The sequence below is a fragment of the Endozoicomonas sp. G2_2 genome, assembly GCF_017744135.1.
Lineage (GTDB): Bacteria > Pseudomonadota > Gammaproteobacteria > Nevskiales > Salinisphaeraceae > Salinisphaera.
In genome coordinates this window covers 146,082-169,187 of record NZ_JAGHQU010000008.1, presented here as the reverse complement: position 1 = coordinate 169,187, position 23,106 = coordinate 146,082, and the positions used below count along the sequence as shown (strand labels likewise).

Below are 23,106 nucleotides of genomic sequence, written 5' to 3'. Positions count from 1 at the left end.
AAATTCGCTGCCCAAACCCGGCCTTTGCTCTTCATACCAGCTGAAAGCTTCCTCAAGGTCTGCTTCGGCTTCGGGCAGAACAATCAGCGATTCGATTTTTCATTCCCCTCGAGTCGCTGGCGAACATCCCGCCAAGCGTTGCCTTCCTTGGGCTTCGTTTCATAGGCATTCAGCCGTCGGCGCAATTCTTTGCGATGCCAATCAGGCACATCGACCTTTTCGGGCTCCAGAACTACCGAATCCCATAGCTGCTCGATGACCCTTAGCCGTTCCGAAACCGGCAGCCGGATGATCTCTTCGATATCGATACTCATGCTCATGGTTGTACCACTGATTTTCAGTACGGGCACATGCGATAGCCATCGCACCCACGTGCCTTTACTGATTTCACGCTCTGGCACCGGGTGAAACATCAAGTGGCTGCAGACTGTTAAGTTTCAGCGCCACGCACTTGCCTGCTGCTTTGCAGTTCGCAGGTCTTGCTCGGACATACGGTCGTGCAGTTTTTGCTTATGGCCTGGCGGGTCACTAAGCACCCACTCACACAATGGTTGAGAAGCACATTTCTCGGCCTGCATTTGAGAAACGAGCAACCACTTATACCCTTCGATATCGTTCGAGAAGTATCGGTTTGCGTAGAGGCTGGCGAGGTTATATTGCGACTGCATATAACCAAGTTTTGCTGCTTTTTCGTAGTAAGTTCTTGCCTCGCTACGGTCTTGAGCCAACCCGTTTTTGCCGTATTCGTAAGCCACTCCAACGTTATGGCAGCTCGCCAAGCTGCCGAGCTTGCAGCCCTTCGTAAACGCCTGCCCCGCCGTGCCAAAAGTGTCTGGACTAACCTTTCCTTCGTCGAGAAGCACACCGAGTTTTAGTGCTGCCTCTGCGTCGCCTTGGTTTGCTTCCGCTCTATAGAGTTCCGCTGCTTGTTGCGCATGGCCTGCGCGATACGCAGCGTCGCCGGGAGTCGTACTGCACCCCATTGCCATCATTACTAACGGCGCTATGATAAAAACAAGTCGGCGCATACCTTTTCTCGAAACTCAGCGCATGCTGATCGTCATGTTCGGACCCGCAGGCACGTCGTCCTCGGGCCAGCGCGAGAGCACGGTCTTGGTTTCGGTATAGAAGCGCACGGCCTGTTTGCCGTAGGCGTGCAGGTCGCCGAAGAAGGAGTTCTTCGAGCCGGTGAAGGAGAAGAACGGCGCGGGTACGGGAATCGGCAGGTTGATACCGACTTGGCCGACTTCCGTCTCGTGCTGGTACTTGCGAGCGGCCGCGCCCGACTTGGTGTAGATCGAGGTGCCGTTGCCGTAGGGGTTGGCGTTGACCAGTTCGATCGCCTCTTCGAGCGTGTCGACATGCATCACGCACAGCGCCGGGCCGAAGATCTCTTCGTTGTAGATCTTCATGTCGGTGGTGACGTTGTCGAACAGGGTCGGGCCGATCCAGTTGCCGTCCGGGTAGCCGTCGACTGCCACATCCGAGCCGTCGAGCAGCACATCGGCGCCTTCGGCGGACGCGCCCTGGATCAGGTCGCGCACGCGATCGCGTGATTTTTTGTTGATGAGCGGGCCGTAGGCCGCGCCGTCGTCGCCCGGCGCGCCGGGACGGATCTCGGACAGCGCCTGCTTGATGTCGTCGACCCAGTCGCGAGTCGATTCGCCCACGAGCACCGCGACCGAGATCGCCATGCAGCGCTGGCCGGCCGCGCCGCAGGAGGAACCCACCAGCGAAGACACGACCTGTTCCTTGTCGGCATCGGGCATGACGATCATGTGGTTCTTGGCACCCGCCATGGCCTGCACACGCTTGAGGTTGTGCGTGCCTTTTCGATAGACGTGCTCGGCGACCGGCACGGAACCGACGAAGGACACGGCCTTGACGTCCGGGTGATCGAGAATCGCGTCCACCTGGCGCTTGTCGCCGTGGATCAGCTGCAGCAGGCCTTTCGGGAAGCCCGCCTCGGCGAACAGTTCGGTGAGCATGACCGGGGTGAGCGGATCCTGCTCCGACGGCTTGAGGATGAAGCTGTTGCCGCAGGCCACGGCCAGCGGGTACATCCACAGCGGGATCATGGCCGGGAAGTTGAAGGGCGTAATCCCGGCACAGACGCCGATCGGGTGTACATAGCTGTGCGTATCGATATTGCGGGCGACGTTCTCGGCGGTCTCGCCCATCATATGGGTGGTCATGCCGCAGCCATGTTCGACCACTTCGATACCGCGCCAGACGTCGCCCATGGCATCGGCGAAGGTCTTGCCCGTCTCCTCGGAAAGCACCTTGGCGATCTCTTCCTGGCGCTCCTTGAGCAACGTCTGGTACTTGAACAGATAGCGCACGCGCTCGACCGTGGGCACATCGCGCCATTCCTTGAACGCCGCCTTCGCGGATTCGACCGCGCGCTGCATCTCGTCGTCGGTGGCGACCGGAACCTGGGCGATGACCTCCTGGGTCGCCGGGTTGTTCAGCTCGATCCAGTCACTCGTGGTGCTGTCGACGAATTCGCCGTCGATGAACAGCGGCACCTTGCCGTTGGCACGGATACGGTCAATTTGCTTGTCGGTCATGGTCGGGCACTCGATGGTCAGAGAGGTATAGAAAGAGCGCCGCCGGCGCGAACGCCGGCGGCCTGGGTTTCATGCCGTGAATGGCGCGCTAGTTGTCGAGCATCGCGCAGCCGGATTCGGACAACGGCGGGTAGGCCTGATCGCCGGGAATCGTGCGTTCGACGGTGGCGATGTCCCAGCGGCTTTCGGATTCCGCCGGCTTCTTGACCTTGAGCAGATACATGTCGTGCTCGAGCAGACCGTCGTCGCGAATCTGGCCGCCCTTGGCGAAAAAATCGTCGATCGGCTTGTTACCGATCGCCTTGCGCACGGCGTCGCTCTCGTCGGTGCCGGCCGCTTCGACCGCGTTCAGATAAGCCGTGGTCGACGAATACAGCGCCGCGTGCGGGAAGGTCGGCGTGGTGCCACCGTTGTCGAGATAGCGCTCGGTCCACTCGCGCGACTGCTCGTCGTGGTCCCAGTACCAGCCAACGGTGAACTGCAGCCCGGCAGTACTATCCAGGCCCAGGCTCTGCACGTCGGAAATCAGCACCAGCATGCCGGCCAGCGACTGGCCGCCGGAGACGATGCCAAACTCGTTGGCCTGCTTGACCGCGTTGGTGGTGTCCTGACCGGCGTTGGCGAGGCCAATCACGTCCGCGCCCGAACTTTTCGCCTGCAGCAGATAGGACGAGAAATCGTTGGTGTTCAACGGGGCCCGCACCGAACCCGCGACGCTGCCGCCCAGTTCCTCCACCACCGCGCGGGTGTTCTTCTCCAGCGAATGACCGAAGGCATAGTCGGCGGTGATGAAGAACCACTTCTTACCGCCGTTTTTCACGATGGCGGTCGCGGTACCCACCGGCAGCGCATGAGTGTCGTAGCCGTAGTGGATGCCGTAGGGCGTGCAGGCCTCGTTGGTCAGCTCCGACGTGGCGGCGCCGGTGTTGATGGTGATGATGCCCTTGTTTGATGCCAGTTGCTGAACGGCGAGACCGACCGCGCTATTGGTCAGGTCCATGATCACGTCGACCTTCTCGCGGTCGATCCACTCACGCGCGGTGGCCGAGGCGATGTCCGCCTTGTTCTGGTGATCGGCCGACAGCACTTCGACCTCTTCGCCGAGTGCTTCGCCGCCAAAGTCCTCGACCGCCATCTTCACGGCGGCTACGGCGCCGCGCCCACTGAAGCCGGTGGAGTAGACGCCGGACATGTCGCCCAGCACGCCGATCCGAACCTTGCCGTCGTCGTTGCCGGCGGCGTGTGCCGGCATGCCGACCGCCATCGCGCCGGCCACGGTCAGCGCCGACAGGGCGCCTCGAAGATTGCCCATCGCCATTTCTCCTCGTTAATAATTGTTGTCGTTGCACAGTGCAGCACCCGCCAAACAGCGGCCCATACGACTTTGGTGGAAGACCTCGTCGTCCCGAACGGGTTGCCGAAATTACCGTGCTGACGGCCCGGGCAGCCGCCAGTGCGCGGCACGCGGTCACACCATGCGCCGGCCGGCACGACGCGGCCAGCCACCGATCATGGGCAGCGTGCGGGCGGCCCACGCATTTCAGCCGAAGATTTCGGCTAAGGCGCGTCGAGCGTGACCAGCAGGTCGCCGGCCGCGACCGTCACCCCGCTGGAGACATGCAGCGTCGCGATTCGGCCGTCGTGGGGCGCCGAAATCGTCGTTTCCATCTTCATTGCCTCCAGACCGAGCAGCGCGTCGCCGGCCTTGACCTCCTGGCCTTCGCGCACCGCCGTGTGCACCACCATGCCCGGCATGGGCGCACCGACCTGGTTGGCGTCGTTCTTGTCGGCCTTGGGATGGGCGATCGCCGCGTCGCTACCGGCGCGGGCGATACGGATCGGTCGCGGCTGGCCGTTGAGCTCGAAGAACAGGCGCACGATGCCGTCCTCATCGGCATCAGCCTGGCCCTGCAGACTGATGAGCAGGCGCTTGCCGGGCTCGATATCGACCCGTGTTTCCTCCTCGCCGCGCAGGCCGTAGAAGAACACCTGGGTCGATAGCGGGCTGACGTTGCCATAGCGCTGGCGATGGGCGACATAGTCCGCGAACACCTTGGGATACATCAGATGCGAGGCGAGCTGGGTATCGCTGAGCGTGGTGCCGAGTGCTTCGCCGGCGGTCTCGCGCTCGGCTTCCAGATCGATATCGTCGAGCAGCGCGCCAGGGCGGTCGGTGAGCGGCTTTTCGCCGCGCAGCACCTTCTTCTGCAGGGATTCGGGAAAGCCGTCGGCCGGAAAACCCAGCTCGCCCTTGAACAGCGCCACCACGGAATCCGGGAAATCGATATCCACGTCGGGATCGGCGATCTCTTCGGCGCTGCGGTCGTTGGCAACCATATGCAGCGCCATGTCGCCGACCACCTTGGACGTCGGCGTGACCTTCACGATATCGCCGAACAGCTGGTTGACTTGCGCATAGGCCTTGGCGATCTCGGGCCAGCGATCGGCCAGGCCGAGTGCCCGCGCCTGCTCGCGCAGATTGGTGTACTGCCCGCCCGGCATTTCATGGCGATAGACATCCGCCGTGCCGGAGCGGACATTGGCCTCGAACGGCGCATACACACTGCGCACGCCTTCCCAGTAGTTCGACAGCGACTGCATGGCCTCGCGGTCGATCCCGGGATCGCGATCGGTATGTTCGAGCGCGGCGGCCATCGAGCCCAAATTCGGCTGCGAGGTCAGCCCGCTCATCGAATCCAGCGCGCCGTCGATGGCGTCCACGCCAGCCTCGACCGCGGCCAGCAGCGTCGAGGCTGCGATCCCCGAGGTGTCGTGGGTATGAAAATGGATCGGCAGGCCGGTTTCCTGTTTCAACACGCGCACCAGTTCGGCGGCCGCGCGCGGTCGGCAGATACCGGCCATGTCCTTGATACCGAGTACATGCGCGCCGGCTTTCTCCAGCGCTTTCGCCTTGTCGACGTAGTATTTGAGGTTGTACTTCGGCCGGGCCGGATCGAACAGATCGCCGGTGTAGCAGATCGTACCTTCACAAACACCGCCGGCCTCGATCACCGCGTCCATGGCCACGCGCATGTTCTCGACCCAGTTGAGCGAATCGAACACGCGGAAGATATCGATACCGTTGCGCGCCGCCTGCGCCACGAAATAACGCACGACGTTGTCGGGATAGTTCGTGTAGCCGACCGCGTTGGAGGCGCGCAGCAGCATCTGCAGCGGGATATTCGGCGCAGCCTCGCGGATCAGCGCCAGGCGTTCCCAGGGGTCTTCCTTGAGAAAACGCAGGGCCACGTCGAAGGTCGCCCCGCCCCAGCATTCCAGCGACAGCAGGCCGGGCAACATGCGCGCGTAATAGGGCGCGATAGCGGCGATATCGTGCGTGCGCATGCGCGTGGCCAACAGCGACTGGTGAGCGTCGCGCATGGTGGTGTCGGTGAGCAGCACGCGCTGTTGCTCACGCATCCACTGGCCGAAGGCGGCCGGGCCGCGCTCGAGCAGTTCATCGCGCAGGCCGCGCGGCGGGGCCGCATGCAGGTCGCAGGCCGGTCGCGGCGCCTCGGGAAACACGACGCGCGGCACCGTGCGGCCTTCCATCTGCGGATGGCCGTTGACGGTCACATCACCGATGAAACGCAGTAGCCGCGTGGCGCGGTCCTGACGGGCCTTGAACTCGAACAGCTCGGGCGTTGTGTCGATGAAGCGGGTGGTGTATTCGGCCGCCATGAAACTCGGGTGGCCGATGACGTTTTCGAGGAACTGCAGGTTGGTCGACAGCCCGCGGATGCGGAATTCTCGCAGGGCGCGATCCATACGCGAGATGGTGGCGTCGACGGTACGCGCCCAGGTGGTGACCTTGACCAGCAGCGAGTCGTAGTACGGCGTGATCACCGCGCCGGTATAGGCCGTACCGCCGTCCAGGCGCACGCCGAAACCGGCCGAACTGCGATAGGCGGTGAGCCGTCCGTGATCCGGCGCGAAGCCATTCTCCGGGTCCTCGGTGGTCACGCGGCACTGCAGCGCATGGCCGTCGATGGTGATCAGCTCCTGAGCCGGCAGCGCATCGTCGGCGCCGATCGCCGCACCCTCGGCGATCCGGATCTGGGCGCGCACCACGTCCACACCGGTGACTTCTTCCGTGACCGTGTGCTCGACCTGAATACGCGGATTGACCTCGATGAAATAGAACGCGCCGCTGTCGACATCGAGCAGGAATTCCACCGTGCCCGCACCGACATAGCCGACGTGCGAACACAGCCGCATGGCCGAATCGCACAGGCCCTGGCGGGTGGCGTCGTCGAGATACGGCGCCGGCGCGCGCTCCACCACCTTCTGGTTGCGCCGCTGGACCGAACAATCGCGCTCGAACAGATGCACGACATTGCCGTGGCTATCGCCCAGAATCTGGACCTCCACATGGCGGGCACGCTCGACCAGCTTTTCCAGATAGACGGCATCGTTGCCGAACGCCGAGCCGGCCTCGCGTTTCGCGATATCGACCTCGTCGAGCAGCTTGTCGGCATCCTCGACCCGACGCATGCCGCGCCCACCGCCGCCCCAGCTCGCCTTGATCATGAGCGGGTAGCCGAGCTTGTCCGCGATGGCGGCGATCTCGTCGCGGTCGTCAGGCAACACGCCGGACGCCGGGATGACCGGCACGCCAGTCCGCTCCGCGGCCTCGCGGGCCGAAACCTTGTCGCCGAAGGCGTTGAGCACGGCGACCGGCGGGCCGATGAATACGATACCGGCGGCCTCGCAGGCTTTCGGGAAGTTCGGGTTCTCGGAGAGAAAACCGTAGCCCGGATGAATCGCGTCCGCACCGCAGTCGCGCGCCACCTGGATGATCGCGTCGATATCCAGATAAGCGGCAATCGGCTGTTGGCCGCTGCCCACGAGATAGCTCTCGTCGGCCTTGAAGCGGTGCAGCGCGAAACGATCCTCGTGGGCATAGATCGCCACCGTGCGGATGCCCATCTCGTTGGCCGTACGCATGACCCGGATCGCGATCTCGCCGCGGTTGGCCACCAGCACTTTCGTGATCGACTGCGTCATCGCTTCGTCCTGATCCGGTCAACCACCGACACACGAGATGCCGGGCTCAGCCTCGATCCTACTGTATCGACGTCGCTGCCTTGCAGGAAAAGCGCTTGGCTACCCGCGCTGCATGAGCGCGATCATGCGCCGGGCCGCGGTCGGCCCCTGCCCGCATAGCGCCGAGCAAGGCATGCCGATTGATCTGAAAGCGTTGCGGCAATCGCCGAAGGCAGCTCCGGTTCGCGATAGCGGCGAATCGCTGTACGGCTGCTAAATCAGCCGGCTATGGCGCGCAGACCCAGCATCAGTCCCATCCCCAGGCCCACCGGTAATCAGAGGCGCCAACCCGGCGTCTTCAGGGCGCTGCCACCGCCCGGGCCTTCCGAGGCGACGCATTCCAGACCGACTTGCAAGAAGATGCCGGCAGCCGGGCCCTGGCACAGAGCGCCGACCGGCGCCGAAGGCGGCAGCCCGGCCGTGACCAACGCGGCCGGCACCGCCACCACCCCGACGGCACAGGCCGGCAGCGCCACGCTGGCCAGCGCCCCGCCCTGCGCACGCAGGCGCCTCGCGATGGCGTAGCCGGCGGGCAGTTTGTGCGCGACGATGACCGCGCCCAACCAGAGGCCCAGGTCCGGCATGCGTCCATAGAGCATGCCAATGACCACACCGGCGCCTGCGGAATGGACGGTCAATGCGATGAGGCTGGACTCGCCGAGCGCGCCCGCTCGCCATGACTGTTCGCGACAGGCTCGATGCAGCACGAGCCCGAACAGCAGGCCAAACGCGATCCCGGCGCCGGCGAATTACGGCTCCAGCGCGACGGCCTGCGGCAGCAACAGAATGCAGGCCGCGGCGATCATCGCGCCGCCGGCCACGCCGTCCAGGCAACGCTCGCGCCAATCGCGCGATAGCCGAGCGCGGCCCCAGCACACATCGCGCTGCAGGCAATCAGAGCGATCAGCACCACCTTGTGATAACCCGCCAGTGCGCCCACGGCTACAACAAGCAGGAAAAGCCCTGCCATCGAATAACCGGCGCTGCGGCCGAGCGGATCGTCCGCCCCGTCTGAAGCGAGCTGCGCCATCGCTAGCCGCCGAACGGCACGCGCGCCGTCAATCGGATATCGCGACCGGGCGACAGCGCGTAGCCCTTGTAGGTGTCGAGAAAGCCACGATAGTCCTCGTCGAGCAGGTTGTTGACGGCCAGATCGAGATGCACGGTCTGGCCGGCGATACGCGGCGAAAAGCCGGCGCCGAGATCGATCAGGAAATAGTCGTCGGTGGAGGCGCTGCCAAACGGCGCATCGTCGAACTGTGCGAAGGGTTCGCCGGGCGCGGCATCCTTGGAAGCGTAGTAGCGCAGCGTGACCGAGCCGCGCGGGTCGCGCAGCCAGCCGTCGCTGGCCGGCGTGAATTCGGCGCCCAGACGCACGTTGTCGGCCGGCAGCAGCGGGAGTTCGTCGCCGTTGTCGCGGCGTTCGCCGTCGACGGTCGAGGCGGCTGCGCTCAGCGTCATCCAGTCGTTGACGTCTTTCTCGATCGACAGCTCGGCGCCAATGAGTTCGGCGTCGGTCTGGTCGTTGGCGAACACGGGCAGACCGTTGAAGGTATCGCCGGTGTCACGCAGGAAGACATAGTTATCGATCGCATTGCGATAGACCGTGGCCTTGGCGCGCAATGTGTCGGAGGCCCAGCGCAGCGACAGATCCGTGTTCAGCGAGGTTTCCTCTTCGAGATTCGGGTCGCCCTGCTGGAAGGCCGCGACGCCGCCGTGTACACCGCTGGCGTACAGCTCGAAAAGCGTGGGCGCGCGAAAACCCCGCCCCACGTTGGCCGCTACGGAAAGTCGATCGGTCAGGCTGTAGATGCCGCCGAGCGAGCCGGTGACCACATCGTAGGACTGTTTTTCCGCATCGATCACGCTCTGCGACGGGTTGGCGGTCTTCGACGCATCACCTTCGATCTCGTGATGGTCATAGCGCAGCCCGGCCTGCAGCAGCAGATCCCCGAAGCCTTTCTCCTCGAAGACGAACACGGCCAAGTTGTCCACATCGCCACCGGGCGAGAGCTGGGTGGTGCCGCGCGAGACCTGATCCTTGGTCACGTATTCGATGCCAACCGTGCCGCCGTCAAGCCCGAGCACTGGCCCGTGCTGGCCTTCCAGACGCGCGGTGTACTGGTCGAATTCGATATCGAGGGCGTTATCGAAGCCGGCCACCCGCGGCGTACCGGCCGCGTTGGAACGCCGGCGGTTGTTCTGCCAGACGAGCTTGGGCTTCCAGGTGATGCCGCCGGCTTCTTTCTCACCTGCCAGCTCAATCTGTTCGTTGTCGATATATTGGCCGACGCCCTCTTCGCCCGCGCTAGGTGGCAGATTGCCCGCCGGCGGCGGCAGCAGGAAGTTGTGCTCGTCGTTGTAGCGCGAATAGCGCGCAGTCCATTCACCGCCGCCGTCGTCACGATAGCCCAGTGCGAAATCACCGTTGACCTGGTCGAAGTCGGTATTACCGAGCTTGCCGGTATAGGCCGGCGCATCCTGCAGATCGGCGCTCGGCGCCGGCGGGAAATAAGTCGATTCATCCGGCGTTTCGATATCGCCCGCGCTGCGGCGGATAATGCCTGCGGAATACCCGAAGCGGCCGTTGCCGCCGGTGGCTTTTATACCGGTATCCCACTGGTCGTTATTCGTGGAATAACGGGTTAGCGTTTCGCCTTCAATCCGCTTATCCCAGACGATGTCCGGCGGCAACAGGTTGATCGCGCCGCCCAGCGCGCTCGAGCCGTAAAGCACGCTCGACGCACCGCGCACGACTTCGGCGCGTCCGAGCAGGAAGGTATCGGTCGTGGGCATGTGGCGCACGCCGTATTGCTGATGATCTACGCCCACGCCGTCGGACAGTATCTTAATGCGCTCGCCCGAGAGACCGCGAATCACCGGCTTGCCCACGCTGTTGCCCGTGCCGATCGAGTCCACGCCGGCCAGATCGCTCAATGCTTCGCCGAGATTGGTCGCGCCCTTGGCTTCGATTGCCTCGGATTCGACTACGTCGACATCGGCGGCCTGCGATAGCGGGCTACCGGGCAGCGGCACGCCGGTAACCGAGATCGGGCCGAGCGCCTGATCGGCATTGCCGCTACCGGACGCCATGTCCAACGATTTTACCGGACCCGCGCCCGATTGCGCCCAAGAGTTATGTAATATCATTACATTTATGAACAATGCGCATGCGAACGCTGACCCGCGTCTGATTCGCATCATGATTTCTCCCTGTAGGAACGACGCCCCGGTGGCACTCGTGCCGGAGCGCTCAATCTATTTTGTTATATTATTACATACCCATCAAGCATGGGCCGGCTGGCTCTCAACAACAGCCGCCCGTCGACGCCGTCGAGGCCGCGCCCTCGGCAAACGGCAAGGCGGTACCACAACCTTCGAAGATGCCGTAGTGGGTTTCGAAATCGCCAATGAACTGGAAATGCGGCGCGAAGCGACTGTCGGCGAGCATGCGCCAGGTGTTTCCGCAGACCGGGAACACGCGCCCGGTCTCGATATGGTGGTGGCTATCGAGAGTGAAGCCATGCGGGGCGTCGGCGAGCGTGCCCTTGTAGATGACCGCCTGGCCATAGTCCTCGCAGGCCGGCTCCAGGCCGTCGATATTGAACAGCCGGTAGGTCGCGGAATAGAACCGGATATTGCCGAGCTTTTCCTCGATCGCACGGTTGTCGATACCGAGCCGGCGGGACTCCACCAGACGCGGATCGCCGAAGCCGCACTGGCGGGCGAGATTCTCGAAATCGTTCCAGTACAGCGCGCCGGCCAGGCATTCGCCGTAGAGCACCGGATCGGTGGCCAGCGGCGACGGAATACGCCGGTCGGCATAGACATCGGAGAAATAGAACTCGCCGCCAGGCTTGAGCAGCCGCTTCACGTCGCCGATCACCTTGGCCTTGTCAGTGCTGAGGTTGATCACGCAGTTGGAGATGACGATATCGAAGCTGGCGGGCGCCAGATCGAGCGCGTCCAGTTCTTCGATATAGCCCTTCAGGAACCGCACATTGGATTCGGCGAAGCCGAAGACTTCGCGATGGTAGTCCTGATGTCGACGCGCAACGGCCAGCTGCTCGTCGGTCATGTCCACGCCGACGACCTCGCCGGTCTCGCCCACCAACGCGGCCAGCAGATAGACATCGCGGCCCGAACCGCTGCCCAGATCGAGAATGCGCATGCCTTCGAGCGCGGCCGGCGCAACCAGACCGCAGCCGTAGTAGCGGGTGACCACTTCATCGTGCAGCTTGGCCAATAGGGGCTTCAGATGCTCGGGCGGCGCCTGATCGCAGCAGGCGGTGGTCTGCAGATCGGCGCTGCCGGTCAGCTGGCGGCCGTAATAATCCTGAACTTCGTCGCGCATGCTCGCTCTCCGTGGGTCGCCCTGCATGGTAACCCTGCGGACCGCGTGTTGGATGCGCGCCGCGAAGACGCGATCAGGTCGGCAGCACGCCCTGGCGTACGGCCTCGGTGACCGATTCCTTGGGCGGGCGCTGGCGATGACGACGTTCGCGGGGTACGTCCGTGGCGTCGGCGACCGGCGCGGTACGGAAATAGCGGATCGCCGTGTTCAAAGCTTCCGCTTCACTCGCCAACCGTGCGGCCACCTGATCGGTACGCTCGATCGACTCGGCCGACAGGGCCAGCGCCTCCTGCATCCCCAGAATGCTCGTATTGAGCGTTTCGATGCCCTGATGCTGTTGCTGGCTCGACGTGCTGATCTCGTGCATGCGCTCCCGTACTTCCGCGAACACCGCGACCACCCGCTGCATGCGATCGGCCGCATCGCGCACATCGGTCACGCCGGCTTCCACATGTCCGATCGAGCGCTGTACGCGCGCACGAATGGCCTTGGCGGTCTCGGCGCTGCGCTGCGACAGGCTGCGCACTTCGCCAGCCACCACCGCGAAACCGCGGCCCTGCTCGCCTGCGCGGGCTGCCTCCACCGAGGCATTGAGCGCGAGCAGATTGGTCTGGAAGCTGATGTCGTCGATCTCGCCGAGCAGGCGCGCAATGTCCTTCGCGCTGTCTTCGATCCGGCCCATGGTTTCGTCGAGCCGGCGCACGCTGCCGGCGCTGTGTTCCACCGATTCGCCGGCGGTCAGTGCGAGCTCGTGGGTACGCTCGGCCTCGGCCGCAGCCTGGCGCGTGGTGCTGGAAAACTGTTCGGTACCGGCAGCAATACGTTCGATCTGTTCGCCGCTGCGTACCGACTGGGCCTTGAGTTGCTGCTGGGCCCGGGCCGTATCGGCACCGAGCGCTTGCACCGTGGCGGCAGCACGGGCGGCATCGCCGAACACGCCGGCCAGGCGCGTCTGCAGTTGGGCCACGGCCGCGATCGCCGGGCGCGCCAGCCGCCTGGGCGTGAACGCCATGTCGAGCGCGCCCTTGTCGGCCTGGCGCGCGAAAGCCGTGACCTCAAGACCGTCGATCACCACCTGACGCAGCGACTCGGCCAGATAGACCAGCACGATCGCCTGACCCACCACCGCGCCGGCATGCATGCCCAGACAGGCCAGCAGCGCCGTAGGCGTCATCGCCATGCCGGCATCGTAGGCATAGAAATCGAGCAGGCCCTGGTACTGCAGATAAGTGAACGCGACGTGATGGATGGCAATAATCGCCGCACCCGCCACGGTCACGCGCCAATCGCAGTAGAGAATGAGCGCCGAGAGCATGATGAAGATGCTGAAATGCGCCTCGATCAGCCCGCCGGACTGCTGGATGAGCAGCGCCGACAGGGCCATGAACTGGCCGGCCATCGCCACGCCGCTGAGCAGGCTGCCCGGCCGCAGCCAGCCGACGAATGCCGTGACGGCGGCGGCTGCCGCCATCACGCAGAGCGCCAGCGCGATGGTCTGCGTGAACAGCCCCACGCCGATACACACCAGCATATGCGCGATCGCCGCGCGCCAGAGCAGGCGATCGATCCGCTGTCGATACGCCGGGGTGATGAGGCCGGCCGGCTCACTCATGAACGCTTTCCTTATGCCGACCGGGCCGGCGCCGCGCCAGACACCACGGCCGAACCGTCAGTTGCTCGTTAACGGCATAGCGGCGCGAGGCCGTATTTCTTGAACGCCGGGGCCGCATGAGCCCGCGGCGGCAGTGCTAGAATTCGTCTTTGAACTGCAAGCGAGTCGCCTTCGTGGACAAGAAACTGCTCGATATTCTGGTCTGCCCGGTTTCCGGCGCGGCCGTGTCGCTGGCCGACGGCGACACCCTGGCCCGCCTCAACGAGCGCGTGGCCGCCGGCGATGCCCGCTATGTCGACGACAGCACGGTAGACACGCCCCTGGAGGCGGCGCTGATCACTTCCGATCGCAGCACGGCCTATCGCGTGGACGACGGTATTCCCGTGATGCTGCCCGAGCGCGGGATCGATTTGCCCGTCCGGGCGTGACCCCGGCCCCCGCGGCACAGGCGCCGGCCGAGCCGGCCCTGGACCTGTTCGTCGAACAGCTCACGCATATCGATTGCGGCGTTCTGGATACCGAACTCGGGCTGATCGGGCGCACGTGGCTGGTGGATGTCGTGCTCACCGGCCGGCGCGACGAACACGGCATGCTCTTCGACTTCGGCCCGGCCAAGCGTGAGATCAAGGCCGAAATCGACGCCCTCATCGATCACCGGCTGCTCGTGCCGCTGCGCGCACCGGGGTTGTCGCGCCATGGCCACAAGCTGGCGCTGACCACCGCCGATGGTGCCCGCATCGACTACGAGGGCCCGGCCACGGGCACGGCCACGCTCGACGCCGAACGCATCACCACCGACCTGCTGCAGGACTGGCTGACCGAGCGTCTGCGCGCGCTGCTGCCCGCCAACATCGACTGCCTCGAGCTCACGCTTCACGAAGAGACGATTCCCGACGCCCACTATCACTACTGTCACGGCCTGCGCACACACGACGGCAATTGCCAGCGCATGGCGCACGGCCATCGCTGCCGGCTCGGCGTGGCGATCGACGACCACGAGCGGCCGGATATCGCCCGGGACTGGGCCGCACGCTGGCAGGGCGTGTTCATCGGTCAGCGCGCGGACCTGGCGCATACCGACGACGCCGGCCGACATCATTTCGCCTATACCGCCCCCCAGGGCGATTTCGCGCTGGCGATCGACGCCGCGCGCTGCATCGTGCTCGATGGCCCGCCGACGGTCGAAAACATCGCCGACCACATCGCCGGCGAACTGGCCCGGGCGCACCCCGGCCAGCGGGTGGCCGTGCGCGCCTATGAAGGCGTCGGCAAGGGGGCCATCGCGCGGCGTGGCGGCTGAAACGCCACAGCCGCTAACACGGGTGCCGGCCTGAAGCGCTAGACTTGGGGCGAAATCCGAACCGTGCTGTCGCCGCATGACCGACTATCTGATCGCGAACGCCCGTATCGTCAACGAAGGCCAGCGCCGCGAAGCCGACGTGTTCATCCGCAAAGGCCGGATCGAGAAGATCGCCCCCGCAATCGACGCGCCGAGCGATGTCGAGGTGATCGATGCCGAAGGGCGCTTTTTGCTGCCGGGCATGATCGACGACCAGGTCCACTTCCGCGAACCGGGCCTGACCGCGAAGGCAGATCTGGCCAGCGAATCGCGCGCGGCGGTCGCCGGCGGCATCACCAGCTTCATGGACATGCCGAACGTGAAGCCGCCGACCATCGACAACGACAGCATGGCTGCCAAGCACGAGCTCGCGCGCGGGCGCTGCGCGGCCAACTTCGGTTTTCATTTCGGTGCGACCAACGACAATATCGAGGACATCAAGCAGCTCGATACGCGTCTGGCGGCCGGCGTGAAGATCTTCATGGGCGCGTCCACCGGAAAGATGCTGGTCGATGACGACACCGCGCTGGAGCAGATCTTCGAGCATTCGCCGCTGACCGTGCTCACGCACTGCGAAGACACGCCCATGATCGAGCGCAACGCCGCGCGGGCACGAGAGCTGTACGGCGACGACGTGCCCATGAGCGAGCACCCGATCATCCGCTCGCGCGAGGCCTGCTATGCATCGTCCTCCAAGGCGATCGACCTGGCGCGGCGGCACGGCACCCGGCTGCATATCCTGCATATCACCACCGCGGACGAATTGGAGCTGTTCGAGCGCGGCGCGATGGGCAACAAGCAGATCACCGCGGAGGCCTGTATTCATCACCTGTTCTTCGAGGATACGGACTACGCCGCCCGCGGCACGTTGATCAAGTGCAATCCGGCGATCAAGACCCATGCCGATCGCAGCGCGCTGTTGAAAGCGCTCGCCGAGGACCGCATCGACGTGCTAGCGACGGACCACGCGCCGCATCTGTTCGAGGAAAAGGACAACCCCTATTTCGACGCGCCGGCCGGGCTGCCGCTCGTACAGCACGCGCTGGTGTCGCTGCTCGATCACGTGAGCGCGGGGCATTTCAGCCTCGAACAGCTGGTGACCAAGGCGGCGCACAACCCGGCAGATCTGTTCGGCGTCGCCGAGCGCGGCTATATCCGCGAAGGCTACTGGGCGGATCTGGTGCTGGTCGACATGGACGGCCAGACCGTGGTCGACAACGAACCGGTACTGGCGAAATGCGGCTGGACGCCGTTCGCCGGCCATACGTTCCAAAGCCGCATCATGAGCACCTTCGTATCTGGCCAACTGGCCTATCATGGAGGTAAACTTAGCCAAGGCTGTATCGGTCAGGCGCTGACCTACGACCGCGAACGCGGGCGTTGAAGGCGGCGCCGATCGGGCTGAATCATTCAGCGCCCGGGCGGTCCAAACACACGGCCACCGCCTGATTCATTGAGGTGTCGACGCATGCAAACCAGCGATCTGCGCAAAGCCGGACTCAAGGCGACACTGCCCCGCCTGAAGATCCTGGAAGTGCTACAGAACAACCGCGAGGATCATCTCTCGGCGGAAGACGTCTATCGCCGTCTTATGGAGGACGACGAGGACATCGGCCTGGCGACGATCTATCGCGTGCTCTCGCAGTTCGAGGACGCCGGCCTGGTGATTCGCCACCATTTCGAGGACGGCCACGCCCTGTTCGAACTGGAGCAGGGCCCGCACGATCACCTGATCTGCGTGAAGTGCGGCAAGATCGAGGAATTCTTCGATACCGAAATCCAGCAGCGCCAGCGCGATGTGGCCCAGAAGTCCGGCTTCGACCTGTCCAAGCACACGCTCGTGCTTTACGGCGAATGCCGCGCGGACAACTGCGAAAACGACACCAAGAAGAACTCCTGAGCACGCGGGCCCGTTCGGCACGCATCACCGTACGCGGCGCGCCCATGCCGCAATGCGTTAGAATCCGCCAAACTTTCGTGTAAGAAGCGCGGTGCGACCGCGTTTTTTTCATGCGTCCGGCCGCATGGCGCGGCCGGGCGGCGAGCTTTTGCCATTCGACAACGCAAGGCGCGATGACATGATCAAACCGCACGGTTCCGATACGCTCAATCCGCTCTATGTGGCCGACGACGCGGCCCGCGAGCAGCTCATGCAGGAGGCCCACGAACTGCCGTCCATCACGGTGAGTTCCGCAGCCGCGGCCAATGCCGTCATGCTCGGCGCGGGCTACTTCAACCCGCTGACCGGCTTCATGAACAAGGCCGACGCCCTGTCGGTGGGCGAGAGCCTGCGCACCACGGACGGTCTGTTCTGGCCGGTACCCGTGCTCAACGTGGTCGACGATATCGAGCCGATCAAGGGCGCGGCCCGTATCGCCCTGCGGGACCCGAACGTGGACGGCAACCCGGTCATTGCCGTCCAGGACGTCGAAGGCATCGACGAGTTCAGCGAAGATGAACTGAACACGCTGGTCGAACAGATCTTTTCCACCAGCGACGCCGAACACCCCGGCGTGGCGACGTTCAAGAGCCTCGGTCGGCACGTGGTGCACGGCCCGATCCAGGTGCTGAACTTCAGCTACTTCGAAAAGGACTTCCCCGACACCTTCCGCACCGCGGGCTCGATCCGCGACGAGTTCGCCGAGCGCGGCTGGGAAAAGGTCGTGGCGTTTCAGACCCGTAACCCCATGCACCGTGCCCATGAGGAACTGTGCAAGATGGCCATGGAGGCCACCGGCGCCGACGGCATTCTCGTGCACATGCTGCTGGGCAAGCTCAAGCCGGGCGATATCCCCGCCAACGTGCGCGATGCCGCCATCCGCAAGATGGTCGATGTGTACTTCCCGCCGAATACGGTGATGATCACCGGCTACGGTTTCGACATGCTCTATGCGGGCCCGCGCGAAGCCGTGCTGCATGCGGTGTTCCGCCAGAACGCCGGCTGCAGCTATCTCATCGTCGGCCGCGACCATGCCGGCGTGGGCGATTTCTATGGCCCCTTCGATGCGCAGACCATCTTCGAGGAGCGGGTGCCGGACGACGCGCTGGATATCGAGATCTTCGCCGCCGATCACACCGCCTTCTCCAAGAAGCTGGGCAAGGTGGTGATGATGCGCGACGTGCCCGACCACACGAAAGAAGACTTCGTGCTGCTGTCCGGCACCAAGGTGCGCGAGATGCTCGGCAACGGCGTGGCCCCGCCCGAGGAATTCTCGCGCCCGGAAGTCGCCGAGATCCTGATGGACTACTACCAGAGCAAGTAGCCGGCAGGATCGCCTTTATGGCGCATAAGGCCGGTGGGCCGGCGGGCAATCAAGCCCGGTGGCCCGCCGGCTTTTTTGTGCGCGCCAGGCCGAGGGATGCCCTGACCGGAGGCTTTCAGTCGTCGCGCGGCCCGCGTGCCACGATCGCGTCGATATCGACCTGTCGCATGGCGCTGATCGCGACCTCCAGGGCCCCCTCACCACAGAGGCCGGCCACCGCGGCGTTCTCGTAGCCCGCGAGTGCGGCTTCGATACAGGCCGCGCGGACCCGCTCGGCCAACGCGAGTCGATCTTCGGAATCGTTCACGCGCTGTCCTCCAGATAGCGCTTGAGCACGACGGCGTTGTTGTGCTCGGTATCGCGGGCCGCGTACAGCAGCATCAGGCCGGTCTCGGCGGCCCGGGCGCGCAGTTCGTCGATCACGTCGGCCTCGGCCTCATCGAGTTCGGCGCGATAGCGCGCGCAAAACGCGTCCCAGCGCGCCGGGTCGTGCCCGAACCAGCGGCGCAGTTCGGTGGACGGCGCGAGTGACTTGTACCAGCCGTCGAGTGCGGCATCGCGCTTGGACACGCCCCGTGGCCATATGCGATCCACCAGGGCCCGATAGCCGTCGTCGTCGCAGGCCGGGTCGTAGATGCGTCGGGTCGCGATGTGCATGGCTTCATCCGGTCGGCAAGACGCCCACGGGCAGGATAACGCGCCCGCCTGCCCTGCCCGCAGCATCGCCCCCGGATCGGTCAGCTGGCGATGCCGCAATCCGCTTCGCAGACACAATCTCGGGCGGTGGCGCGATCCTCCGGCTGCAGCGTCGTATGCGTGATCGAGAACCGCTCGGCGAGCAGCTGCTGCAGCTTGGGCAGAATACGCTGCCACTCGGAAAGCCGCGCGATCTCCACATGCGCCGCCAGCGCGCGCTGACTTGAGGACAGGCTCCAGATATGCAGATCATGCACCGCGCGCACACCCTCGACCGCGGCCAACGCCTGGCCCACGTTCACGACGTCCACCCCGCGCGGTACGCCCTCCATGAGCACGTGCACCACGTCGCGCAGCAGCCGCAGCGCGGAGACCATGATCAGCGCGCTCACGCCGAGGGACAGCAACGGATCGATCGGCATCCAGCCGGTGAGGATGATCACCAGCCCGGCCGCCAGCGCGGCCACCGAGCCCAGCAGATCGCCGATCACGTGGATCAGCGCGCCGCGTACGTTCATGGTCTGCTCGCCGCGCATGAGAATGGCGGCGACGCCGATATTCATCACCAGGCCGATAGCGGCGATGATCATGACCGGCGCGCCGGCGACCTCGCGCGGATCGGAAAAGCGCTCGACCGCCGAGACCGCGATCGCGACCACCACGACGATCATCAACACCGCATTGATCAGCGCGCCGAGCACCTCCGCGCGCTGCAGACCGAAGGAATGCATCTTCGAGGCCGGGCGCTTGGCCATCCAGGCCGCGAGCGCGCCGATCGCCAGCGAGGAGCTGTCGGTAAACATATGCCCGGCGTCGGACATCAGCGCCAGCGAATCCGCCCACCAGCCGCCGATCGCCTCGACGAAAGCGAAAGCGAGCGTCAGGCACAGCGAAAACACCAGTACGCGGCCGCTGCCGCCGTGATGATGATGGCCACCCAGACCGCCGTGGTCGTGGTCATGACCATGGTCATGAGGGTGTGCGTGATCGTGCGTGTGGCCCATGTCGGTTACGCCTCGTCGCCGTGTTCGGCCATGTCGCGCAGCACGCGCTGAACGTGCGCGTCGGCGGCGACATAGAACACCTGCTTGCCGCGACGCTCGGCGCGCAGCAGACGCGCGGCTCGCAGCAGACGCAGGTGATGGCTCGCCAGCGACATCGAAATATCGATATCGGCCGCCAGCGTCTGCACGCTGCGCGGCTCCTCGAGACAGGCATAGACCAGCGACAGGCGATTGGGTTCGCCCAACAGCCGAAACATCTCGGCCAGGCGCGATGTCTGGCCGGTGCTCAGAACCTGGAGTTCAAGATAGGTGGTCATGCTTGCCTCGATAGTTGAACAAGCATTGTATCGACTGGGCGGGCGTTATGGTATTGCGCTGCCGTCGGCAAAACGCGGGGCTTTCGGCCCAGCGCGGCGCCGGCTATTGCGCGTCATCTTCCCTATGCGGCGCCGAACCACCGGCTTCAGGCCAGCGCCCACCCACAACGGCGGCAAGCGTTCTGGCACCTGAGTCGGGCATTCGCCCGGCCCTGTCCGGCATGGACGTCGATCAGTTTGCTCGGTGTTTTCGGGCACCGGCGCGGCGCGCCGGCCACCCCTCGCGGCGGCGCTTTTCGTCGCCGCAGACGGGCTCCGGCCCACGCCATCATCTTTCACGTCGCAGGGCGGTGTTTGCCCTCCGGTGCTCGCTTGCGCCGGATGACAATAAAAACTCGGACGCGAACGCGCTCAGCCCGCGCCGTCGCCGAAAGCCGCGACCGCGGCATCCAGCCGGGCCAACGTCTCTTCACGGCCAAGCAGCAGCAGGGTCGCGTCGATCGAGGGCGATACCGCACTGCCGGTGACCGCGATACGAATCGGCTGGGCCACCTTGCCCATGCCGACCTCGTTGTCGGTCGCGGTCTGCTTGACGGCCGCGCCCAGTGCCTCGCCGTCCCAGGCGTCGAGCGCGGCCACCCGTTCACGCACGTCGGCCAGCAGCGCCGGCGAGCCGGCCTTCATGTGTTTCTTGACCGCTTTCTCGTCGTATTCGCTGACCGGCGAGAACAGGAACAGGCTCTGCCGAGCCATATCGAGCATGGTCTTGCAGCGGCCTTTCTGAATACCCGCAATCTCGGCCAGGCGCGCGCGATCGACGTTCTCTACACCTTCGCGTGCCAGATGCCAGGCCAGTTCGTCGACCAGCGCCTCGGGCTCGGCCATTTTCAGGTGTTCCTGATTCACCCACAGCAGCTTGTCCGGGTCGAAGGTGGACGCGCCGCCCTGCACGTTCTCGATATCGAAATGTTCGAGCATCTCGTCGCGGGTGAAGATTTCCTGGTCGCCATGCGCCCAGCCCAGGCGTACGAGATAGTTCAGCAGCGCCTCGGGCAGATAGCCTTCTTCGCGATAACGCATCACGCCCACCGCGCCGTGGCGTTTGGACAGGCGCTTGCCGTCAGAGCCGAGGATCATCGGCACGTGGGCATAGACCGGCAGCTCGCCGTCGTCACCCACAAACGCCTTAAGGATGTTGATCTGGCGCGGCGTGTTGTTCACGTGGTCGTCGCCGCGGATGACATGGGTGATACCCATGTCCATGTCGTCGACCACCACGCAGAAGTTGTAGGTCGGCGTGCCGTCGGCGCGGGCGATCACCAGATCATCCAGCTCGGTGTTGCTGATGGTGATATCGCCCTTGACCAGATCGTGGATCACCGTGTCGCCTTCCAGCGGCGTGGCGAAACGGATCACCGGATCGACCCCGGCCGGCGGCTCCGGCAGCGTCTTGCCCGGCATGGGCCGCCAGGTGCCGTCGTACTTCGGTTTTTCGCCTTTGGCGCGCGCCGCCTCGCGCATCGCCTCCACGTCCTCGGCGCTGGAATAGCATTTATAAGCCTTTCCTTCGGCCAGCAGCCAGTCGATGACTTCAGCATAGCGACCGAAGCGCTGGGTCTGATAATAGATGTCGCCGTCGTGCTCGAGATTCAGCCACACCATGGCATCGAGAATGGCCTGCACGGCTTCGTCGGTGGAGCGTTCGCGATCCGTATCCTCGATGCGCAGCACGAAGTTGCCGCCGTTCGCCTTGGCGTGCAGCCAGGAATAAAGCGCGGTGCGTGCGCCCCCGATGTGCAGGTAGCCGGTGGGCGATGGGGCGAAACGGGTGACAACGGACATGGGGACGTACCTGGTGAACGGCGGCGGCGCGGCGCCGGCAAAAGGCCGCTAGTTTAACAATGCGCTCGCCATCGCCGGGATGCCTATGGTTTCAACCGCGGCGCGCAGTGCTATCGATCCGATACCAGGACAGCGCGCTTTCGCACACGCCCATTATTGGTCCGGCGATTCGCCCGCCAGCCGTTTCTGAACCGCGGCCCGAGCCAGCGCCCCGACGATCACGTCGCGCACCGCGCGAATACGCGCGACCTTGCGCAGATCAGGATGAATCAGCAGCCACAGATCGGTTGCGACTTCTTCGATCGGTGGCGCCAGGCGCGCGAGAGCCGGATCGTCGTCGGCCAGATAACAGGGCAGCACGGCCTGGCCGGCCCCGCTACGCACCGCCGCGCGCAGCCCGAGCAGGCTGTCCATGCGAAAGCGGCACGCCGATCGTTCGGCGTGTCGTGCCATCCAGGTTTCGAGGGCCGGAAAGCTAACGCTGTCGTCCAGCCCCAGCCAGTTCCGCTTCGGTGGCGCGGGCTCACCGGCATCAGCCGCAGCATAAACCGCCAGCGCGACCCGCCCGAGTCGACGCGCGATCAACGCCTCGGGCGGCTTCGCGATCGGGCGGATCGCCATGTCTGCCTGACGCCGGGTGAGGTTGAACGGCTCGTTGGAGATCGCGATCTCCAGGTCGATGTCCGGATACGCGCGGCGGCATTCCGCCAGCACCGGAGCCAGCAGCCCTTCGAAGAGGGTGTCTGTCGTCGTCAGCCGCACGGTACCGGACGGGCGCAGGTCGCGCCCGGCGACCCGGCGTTGCACGCCGAGCACTTCCTGCTCGACGCGCACGGCCGCCTCGGCCAGATCGTCACCCGCCACGGTTGCGGTGTAACCGCCACGATCGCGCTCGAACAGCGCGACGCCGAGACGCGCCTCGAGGGTCTTCAAGCGCCGGAACACGGTGGCGTGACTCACCGAAAGCGCCCGCGCCGCGCCGGCAAGCGAGCCGGCCCGGGCAATGGCCAGCGCCAGCCGAAGCTCGTTCCAATCGAGGCTTTCTTGCATAAATGCAAACGCG

22 protein-coding genes are annotated in these 23,106 nt (G+C 64.8%); 6 read left to right on the top strand and 16 right to left on the bottom strand.

Annotated features, from left to right (window positions below; all coding sequences use genetic code 11):
* Positions 1-83 precede the first annotated feature (83 nt).
* From J7355_RS11550 to J7355_RS11530, 5 genes are all read right to left on the bottom strand, one after another.
* Positions 84-320 carry an addiction module protein gene (locus tag J7355_RS11550; RefSeq protein WP_209062826.1) on the bottom strand — a complete coding sequence of 79 codons (237 nt, stop codon included), beginning with the start codon at positions 318-320 and terminating at the stop codon, positions 84-86.
* Positions 321-437: 117 nt separating this feature from the next.
* A complete protein-coding gene (locus tag J7355_RS11545) occupies positions 438-1,028 on the bottom strand; it encodes a tetratricopeptide repeat protein (RefSeq protein WP_209062824.1) in 591 nt (196 codons plus the stop codon).
* 15 nt (positions 1,029-1,043) lie between these two features.
* Entirely contained in the window at positions 1,044-2,570 is a 1,527-nt protein-coding gene (locus J7355_RS11540; RefSeq protein WP_209062822.1) for a CoA-acylating methylmalonate-semialdehyde dehydrogenase, read from the bottom strand.
* An 88-nt stretch (positions 2,571-2,658) separates the two neighbouring features.
* The gene (locus tag J7355_RS11535; protein WP_247739934.1) at positions 2,659-3,882 is read right to left on the bottom strand and encodes an ABC transporter substrate-binding protein; all 1,224 of its coding nucleotides are present in this window, start codon (positions 3,880-3,882) and stop codon (positions 2,659-2,661) included.
* A gap of 245 nt (positions 3,883-4,127) precedes the next feature.
* Positions 4,128-7,577 (bottom strand): pyruvate carboxylase, encoded by a 3,450-nt coding sequence (locus J7355_RS11530; RefSeq protein WP_209062818.1) that lies wholly within the window; start codon positions 7,575-7,577, stop codon positions 4,128-4,130.
* A gap of 112 nt (positions 7,578-7,689) precedes the next feature.
* On the opposite strand from J7355_RS11530, the gene J7355_RS11525 reads away from it, so the two are divergent.
* A complete protein-coding gene (locus tag J7355_RS11525; RefSeq protein WP_209062816.1) occupies positions 7,690-7,833 on the top strand; it encodes a hypothetical protein in 144 nt (47 codons plus the stop codon).
* A 58-nt stretch (positions 7,834-7,891) separates the two neighbouring features.
* Here the strand turns inward: J7355_RS11525 and J7355_RS11520 are convergent, their stop codons facing one another.
* From J7355_RS11520 to J7355_RS11500, 5 genes are all read right to left on the bottom strand, one after another.
* The gene (locus J7355_RS11520; RefSeq protein ID WP_209062813.1) at positions 7,892-8,254 is read right to left on the bottom strand and encodes a hypothetical protein; all 363 of its coding nucleotides are present in this window, start codon (positions 8,252-8,254) and stop codon (positions 7,892-7,894) included.
* A 164-nt stretch (positions 8,255-8,418) separates the two neighbouring features.
* Positions 8,419-8,646: a hypothetical protein gene (locus tag J7355_RS11515; RefSeq protein ID WP_209062812.1), complete on the bottom strand. Its 228-nt coding sequence runs from the start codon at positions 8,644-8,646 to the stop codon at positions 8,419-8,421.
* A 2-nt stretch (positions 8,647-8,648) separates the two neighbouring features.
* Positions 8,649-10,709, bottom strand: a complete 2,061-nt coding sequence (locus J7355_RS11510; protein ID WP_247739933.1) for a TonB-dependent receptor — start codon at positions 10,707-10,709, stop codon at positions 8,649-8,651.
* Positions 10,710-10,923: 214 nt separating this feature from the next.
* Complete coding sequence (locus J7355_RS11505) at positions 10,924-11,970, bottom strand: methyltransferase domain-containing protein (protein WP_209062808.1); 1,047 nt, start codon at positions 11,968-11,970, stop codon at positions 10,924-10,926.
* Positions 11,971-12,043: 73 nt separating this feature from the next.
* Entirely contained in the window at positions 12,044-13,582 is a 1,539-nt protein-coding gene (locus J7355_RS11500) for a methyl-accepting chemotaxis protein (protein ID WP_209062807.1), read from the bottom strand.
* A gap of 149 nt (positions 13,583-13,731) precedes the next feature.
* Between J7355_RS11500 and J7355_RS11495 the strand changes: the two genes are divergently transcribed.
* The 5 genes from J7355_RS11495 (at position 13,732) to sat (ending at position 18,184) form a co-directional block, all read left to right on the top strand.
* Positions 13,732-14,010, top strand: a complete 279-nt coding sequence (locus J7355_RS11495) for a Trm112 family protein (RefSeq protein WP_209062805.1) — start codon at positions 13,732-13,734, stop codon at positions 14,008-14,010.
* The gene (locus J7355_RS11490) at positions 14,007-14,882 is read left to right on the top strand and encodes a 6-carboxytetrahydropterin synthase (protein WP_209062803.1); all 876 of its coding nucleotides are present in this window, start codon (positions 14,007-14,009) and stop codon (positions 14,880-14,882) included. The genes J7355_RS11495 and J7355_RS11490 overlap by 4 nt, the downstream gene beginning before the upstream one ends.
* 76 nt (positions 14,883-14,958) lie before the next feature.
* The gene (locus J7355_RS11485) at positions 14,959-16,305 is read left to right on the top strand and encodes a dihydroorotase (RefSeq protein WP_209062801.1); all 1,347 of its coding nucleotides are present in this window, start codon (positions 14,959-14,961) and stop codon (positions 16,303-16,305) included.
* Positions 16,306-16,389: 84 nt separating this feature from the next.
* Positions 16,390-16,821, top strand: coding sequence for a ferric iron uptake transcriptional regulator (gene fur, locus J7355_RS11480; RefSeq protein WP_209062799.1), 432 nt, complete (start codon positions 16,390-16,392; stop codon positions 16,819-16,821).
* Positions 16,822-16,999: 178 nt separating this feature from the next.
* Positions 17,000-18,184: a sulfate adenylyltransferase gene (sat, locus tag J7355_RS11475; protein WP_209062797.1), complete on the top strand. Its 1,185-nt coding sequence runs from the start codon at positions 17,000-17,002 to the stop codon at positions 18,182-18,184.
* Between the two features lie 115 nt (positions 18,185-18,299).
* On the opposite strand, the gene J7355_RS11470 is transcribed toward sat, so the two are convergent.
* The 6 genes from J7355_RS11470 to J7355_RS11445 all read right to left on the bottom strand — a co-directional run bounded on the left by J7355_RS11470 (position 18,300) and on the right by J7355_RS11445 (position 23,093).
* A complete protein-coding gene (locus tag J7355_RS11470) occupies positions 18,300-18,491 on the bottom strand; it encodes a hypothetical protein (RefSeq protein ID WP_209062795.1) in 192 nt (63 codons plus the stop codon).
* Positions 18,488-18,841: a DUF488 domain-containing protein gene (locus J7355_RS11465; protein WP_209062793.1), complete on the bottom strand. Its 354-nt coding sequence runs from the start codon at positions 18,839-18,841 to the stop codon at positions 18,488-18,490. The genes J7355_RS11470 and J7355_RS11465 overlap by 4 nt, the downstream gene beginning before the upstream one ends.
* An 80-nt stretch (positions 18,842-18,921) precedes the next feature.
* A complete protein-coding gene (locus J7355_RS11460; protein WP_209062790.1) occupies positions 18,922-19,884 on the bottom strand; it encodes a cation diffusion facilitator family transporter in 963 nt (320 codons plus the stop codon).
* Positions 19,885-19,889: 5 nt separating this feature from the next.
* The gene (locus J7355_RS11455) at positions 19,890-20,201 is read right to left on the bottom strand and encodes a metalloregulator ArsR/SmtB family transcription factor (RefSeq protein ID WP_209062788.1); all 312 of its coding nucleotides are present in this window, start codon (positions 20,199-20,201) and stop codon (positions 19,890-19,892) included.
* A 411-nt stretch (positions 20,202-20,612) separates the two neighbouring features.
* Positions 20,613-22,043 carry a glutamate--tRNA ligase gene (gene gltX, locus J7355_RS11450; RefSeq protein WP_209062786.1) on the bottom strand — a complete coding sequence of 477 codons (1,431 nt, stop codon included), beginning with the start codon at positions 22,041-22,043 and terminating at the stop codon, positions 20,613-20,615.
* A gap of 153 nt (positions 22,044-22,196) precedes the next feature.
* Entirely contained in the window at positions 22,197-23,093 is an 897-nt protein-coding gene (locus J7355_RS11445; RefSeq protein WP_209062784.1) for a LysR family transcriptional regulator, read from the bottom strand.
* Positions 23,094-23,106: the final 13 nt, after the last annotated feature.

Bases quoted from the DNA above. Each gene is read 5' to 3' on its own strand.
- J7355_RS11550 (WP_209062826.1), bottom strand. From the start codon at position 320: ATGAGCATGAGTATCGATATCGAAGAGATCATCCGGCTGCCGGTTTCG.
- J7355_RS11545 (WP_209062824.1), bottom strand. From the start codon at position 1,028: ATGCGCCGACTTGTTTTTATCATAGCGCCGTTAGTAATGATGGCAATG.
- J7355_RS11540 (WP_209062822.1), bottom strand. From the start codon at position 2,570: ATGACCGACAAGCAAATTGACCGTATCCGTGCCAACGGCAAGGTGCCG.
- J7355_RS11535 (WP_247739934.1), bottom strand. From the start codon at position 3,882: ATGGGCAATCTTCGAGGCGCCCTGTCGGCGCTGACCGTGGCCGGCGCG.
- J7355_RS11530 (WP_209062818.1), bottom strand. From the start codon at position 7,577: ATGACGCAGTCGATCACGAAAGTGCTGGTGGCCAACCGCGGCGAGATC.
- J7355_RS11525 (WP_209062816.1), top strand. From the start codon at position 7,690: ATGAGCGCGATCATGCGCCGGGCCGCGGTCGGCCCCTGCCCGCATAGC.
- J7355_RS11515 (WP_209062812.1), bottom strand. From the start codon at position 8,646: ATGGCGCAGCTCGCTTCAGACGGGGCGGACGATCCGCTCGGCCGCAGC.
- J7355_RS11510 (WP_247739933.1), bottom strand. From the start codon at position 10,709: ATGGCGTCCGGTAGCGGCAATGCCGATCAGGCGCTCGGCCCGATCTCG.
- J7355_RS11505 (WP_209062808.1), bottom strand. From the start codon at position 11,970: ATGCGCGACGAAGTTCAGGATTATTACGGCCGCCAGCTGACCGGCAGC.
- J7355_RS11500 (WP_209062807.1), bottom strand. From the start codon at position 13,582: ATGAGTGAGCCGGCCGGCCTCATCACCCCGGCGTATCGACAGCGGATC.
- J7355_RS11485 (WP_209062801.1), top strand. From the start codon at position 14,959: ATGACCGACTATCTGATCGCGAACGCCCGTATCGTCAACGAAGGCCAG.
- fur (WP_209062799.1), top strand. From the start codon at position 16,390: ATGCAAACCAGCGATCTGCGCAAAGCCGGACTCAAGGCGACACTGCCC.
- sat (WP_209062797.1), top strand. From the start codon at position 17,000: ATGATCAAACCGCACGGTTCCGATACGCTCAATCCGCTCTATGTGGCC.
- J7355_RS11465 (WP_209062793.1), bottom strand. From the start codon at position 18,841: ATGCACATCGCGACCCGACGCATCTACGACCCGGCCTGCGACGACGAC.
- J7355_RS11460 (WP_209062790.1), bottom strand. From the start codon at position 19,884: ATGGGCCACACGCACGATCACGCACACCCTCATGACCATGGTCATGAC.
- J7355_RS11455 (WP_209062788.1), bottom strand. From the start codon at position 20,201: ATGACCACCTATCTTGAACTCCAGGTTCTGAGCACCGGCCAGACATCG.
- gltX (WP_209062786.1), bottom strand. From the start codon at position 22,043: ATGTCCGTTGTCACCCGTTTCGCCCCATCGCCCACCGGCTACCTGCAC.
- J7355_RS11445 (WP_209062784.1), bottom strand. From the start codon at position 23,093: ATGCAAGAAAGCCTCGATTGGAACGAGCTTCGGCTGGCGCTGGCCATT.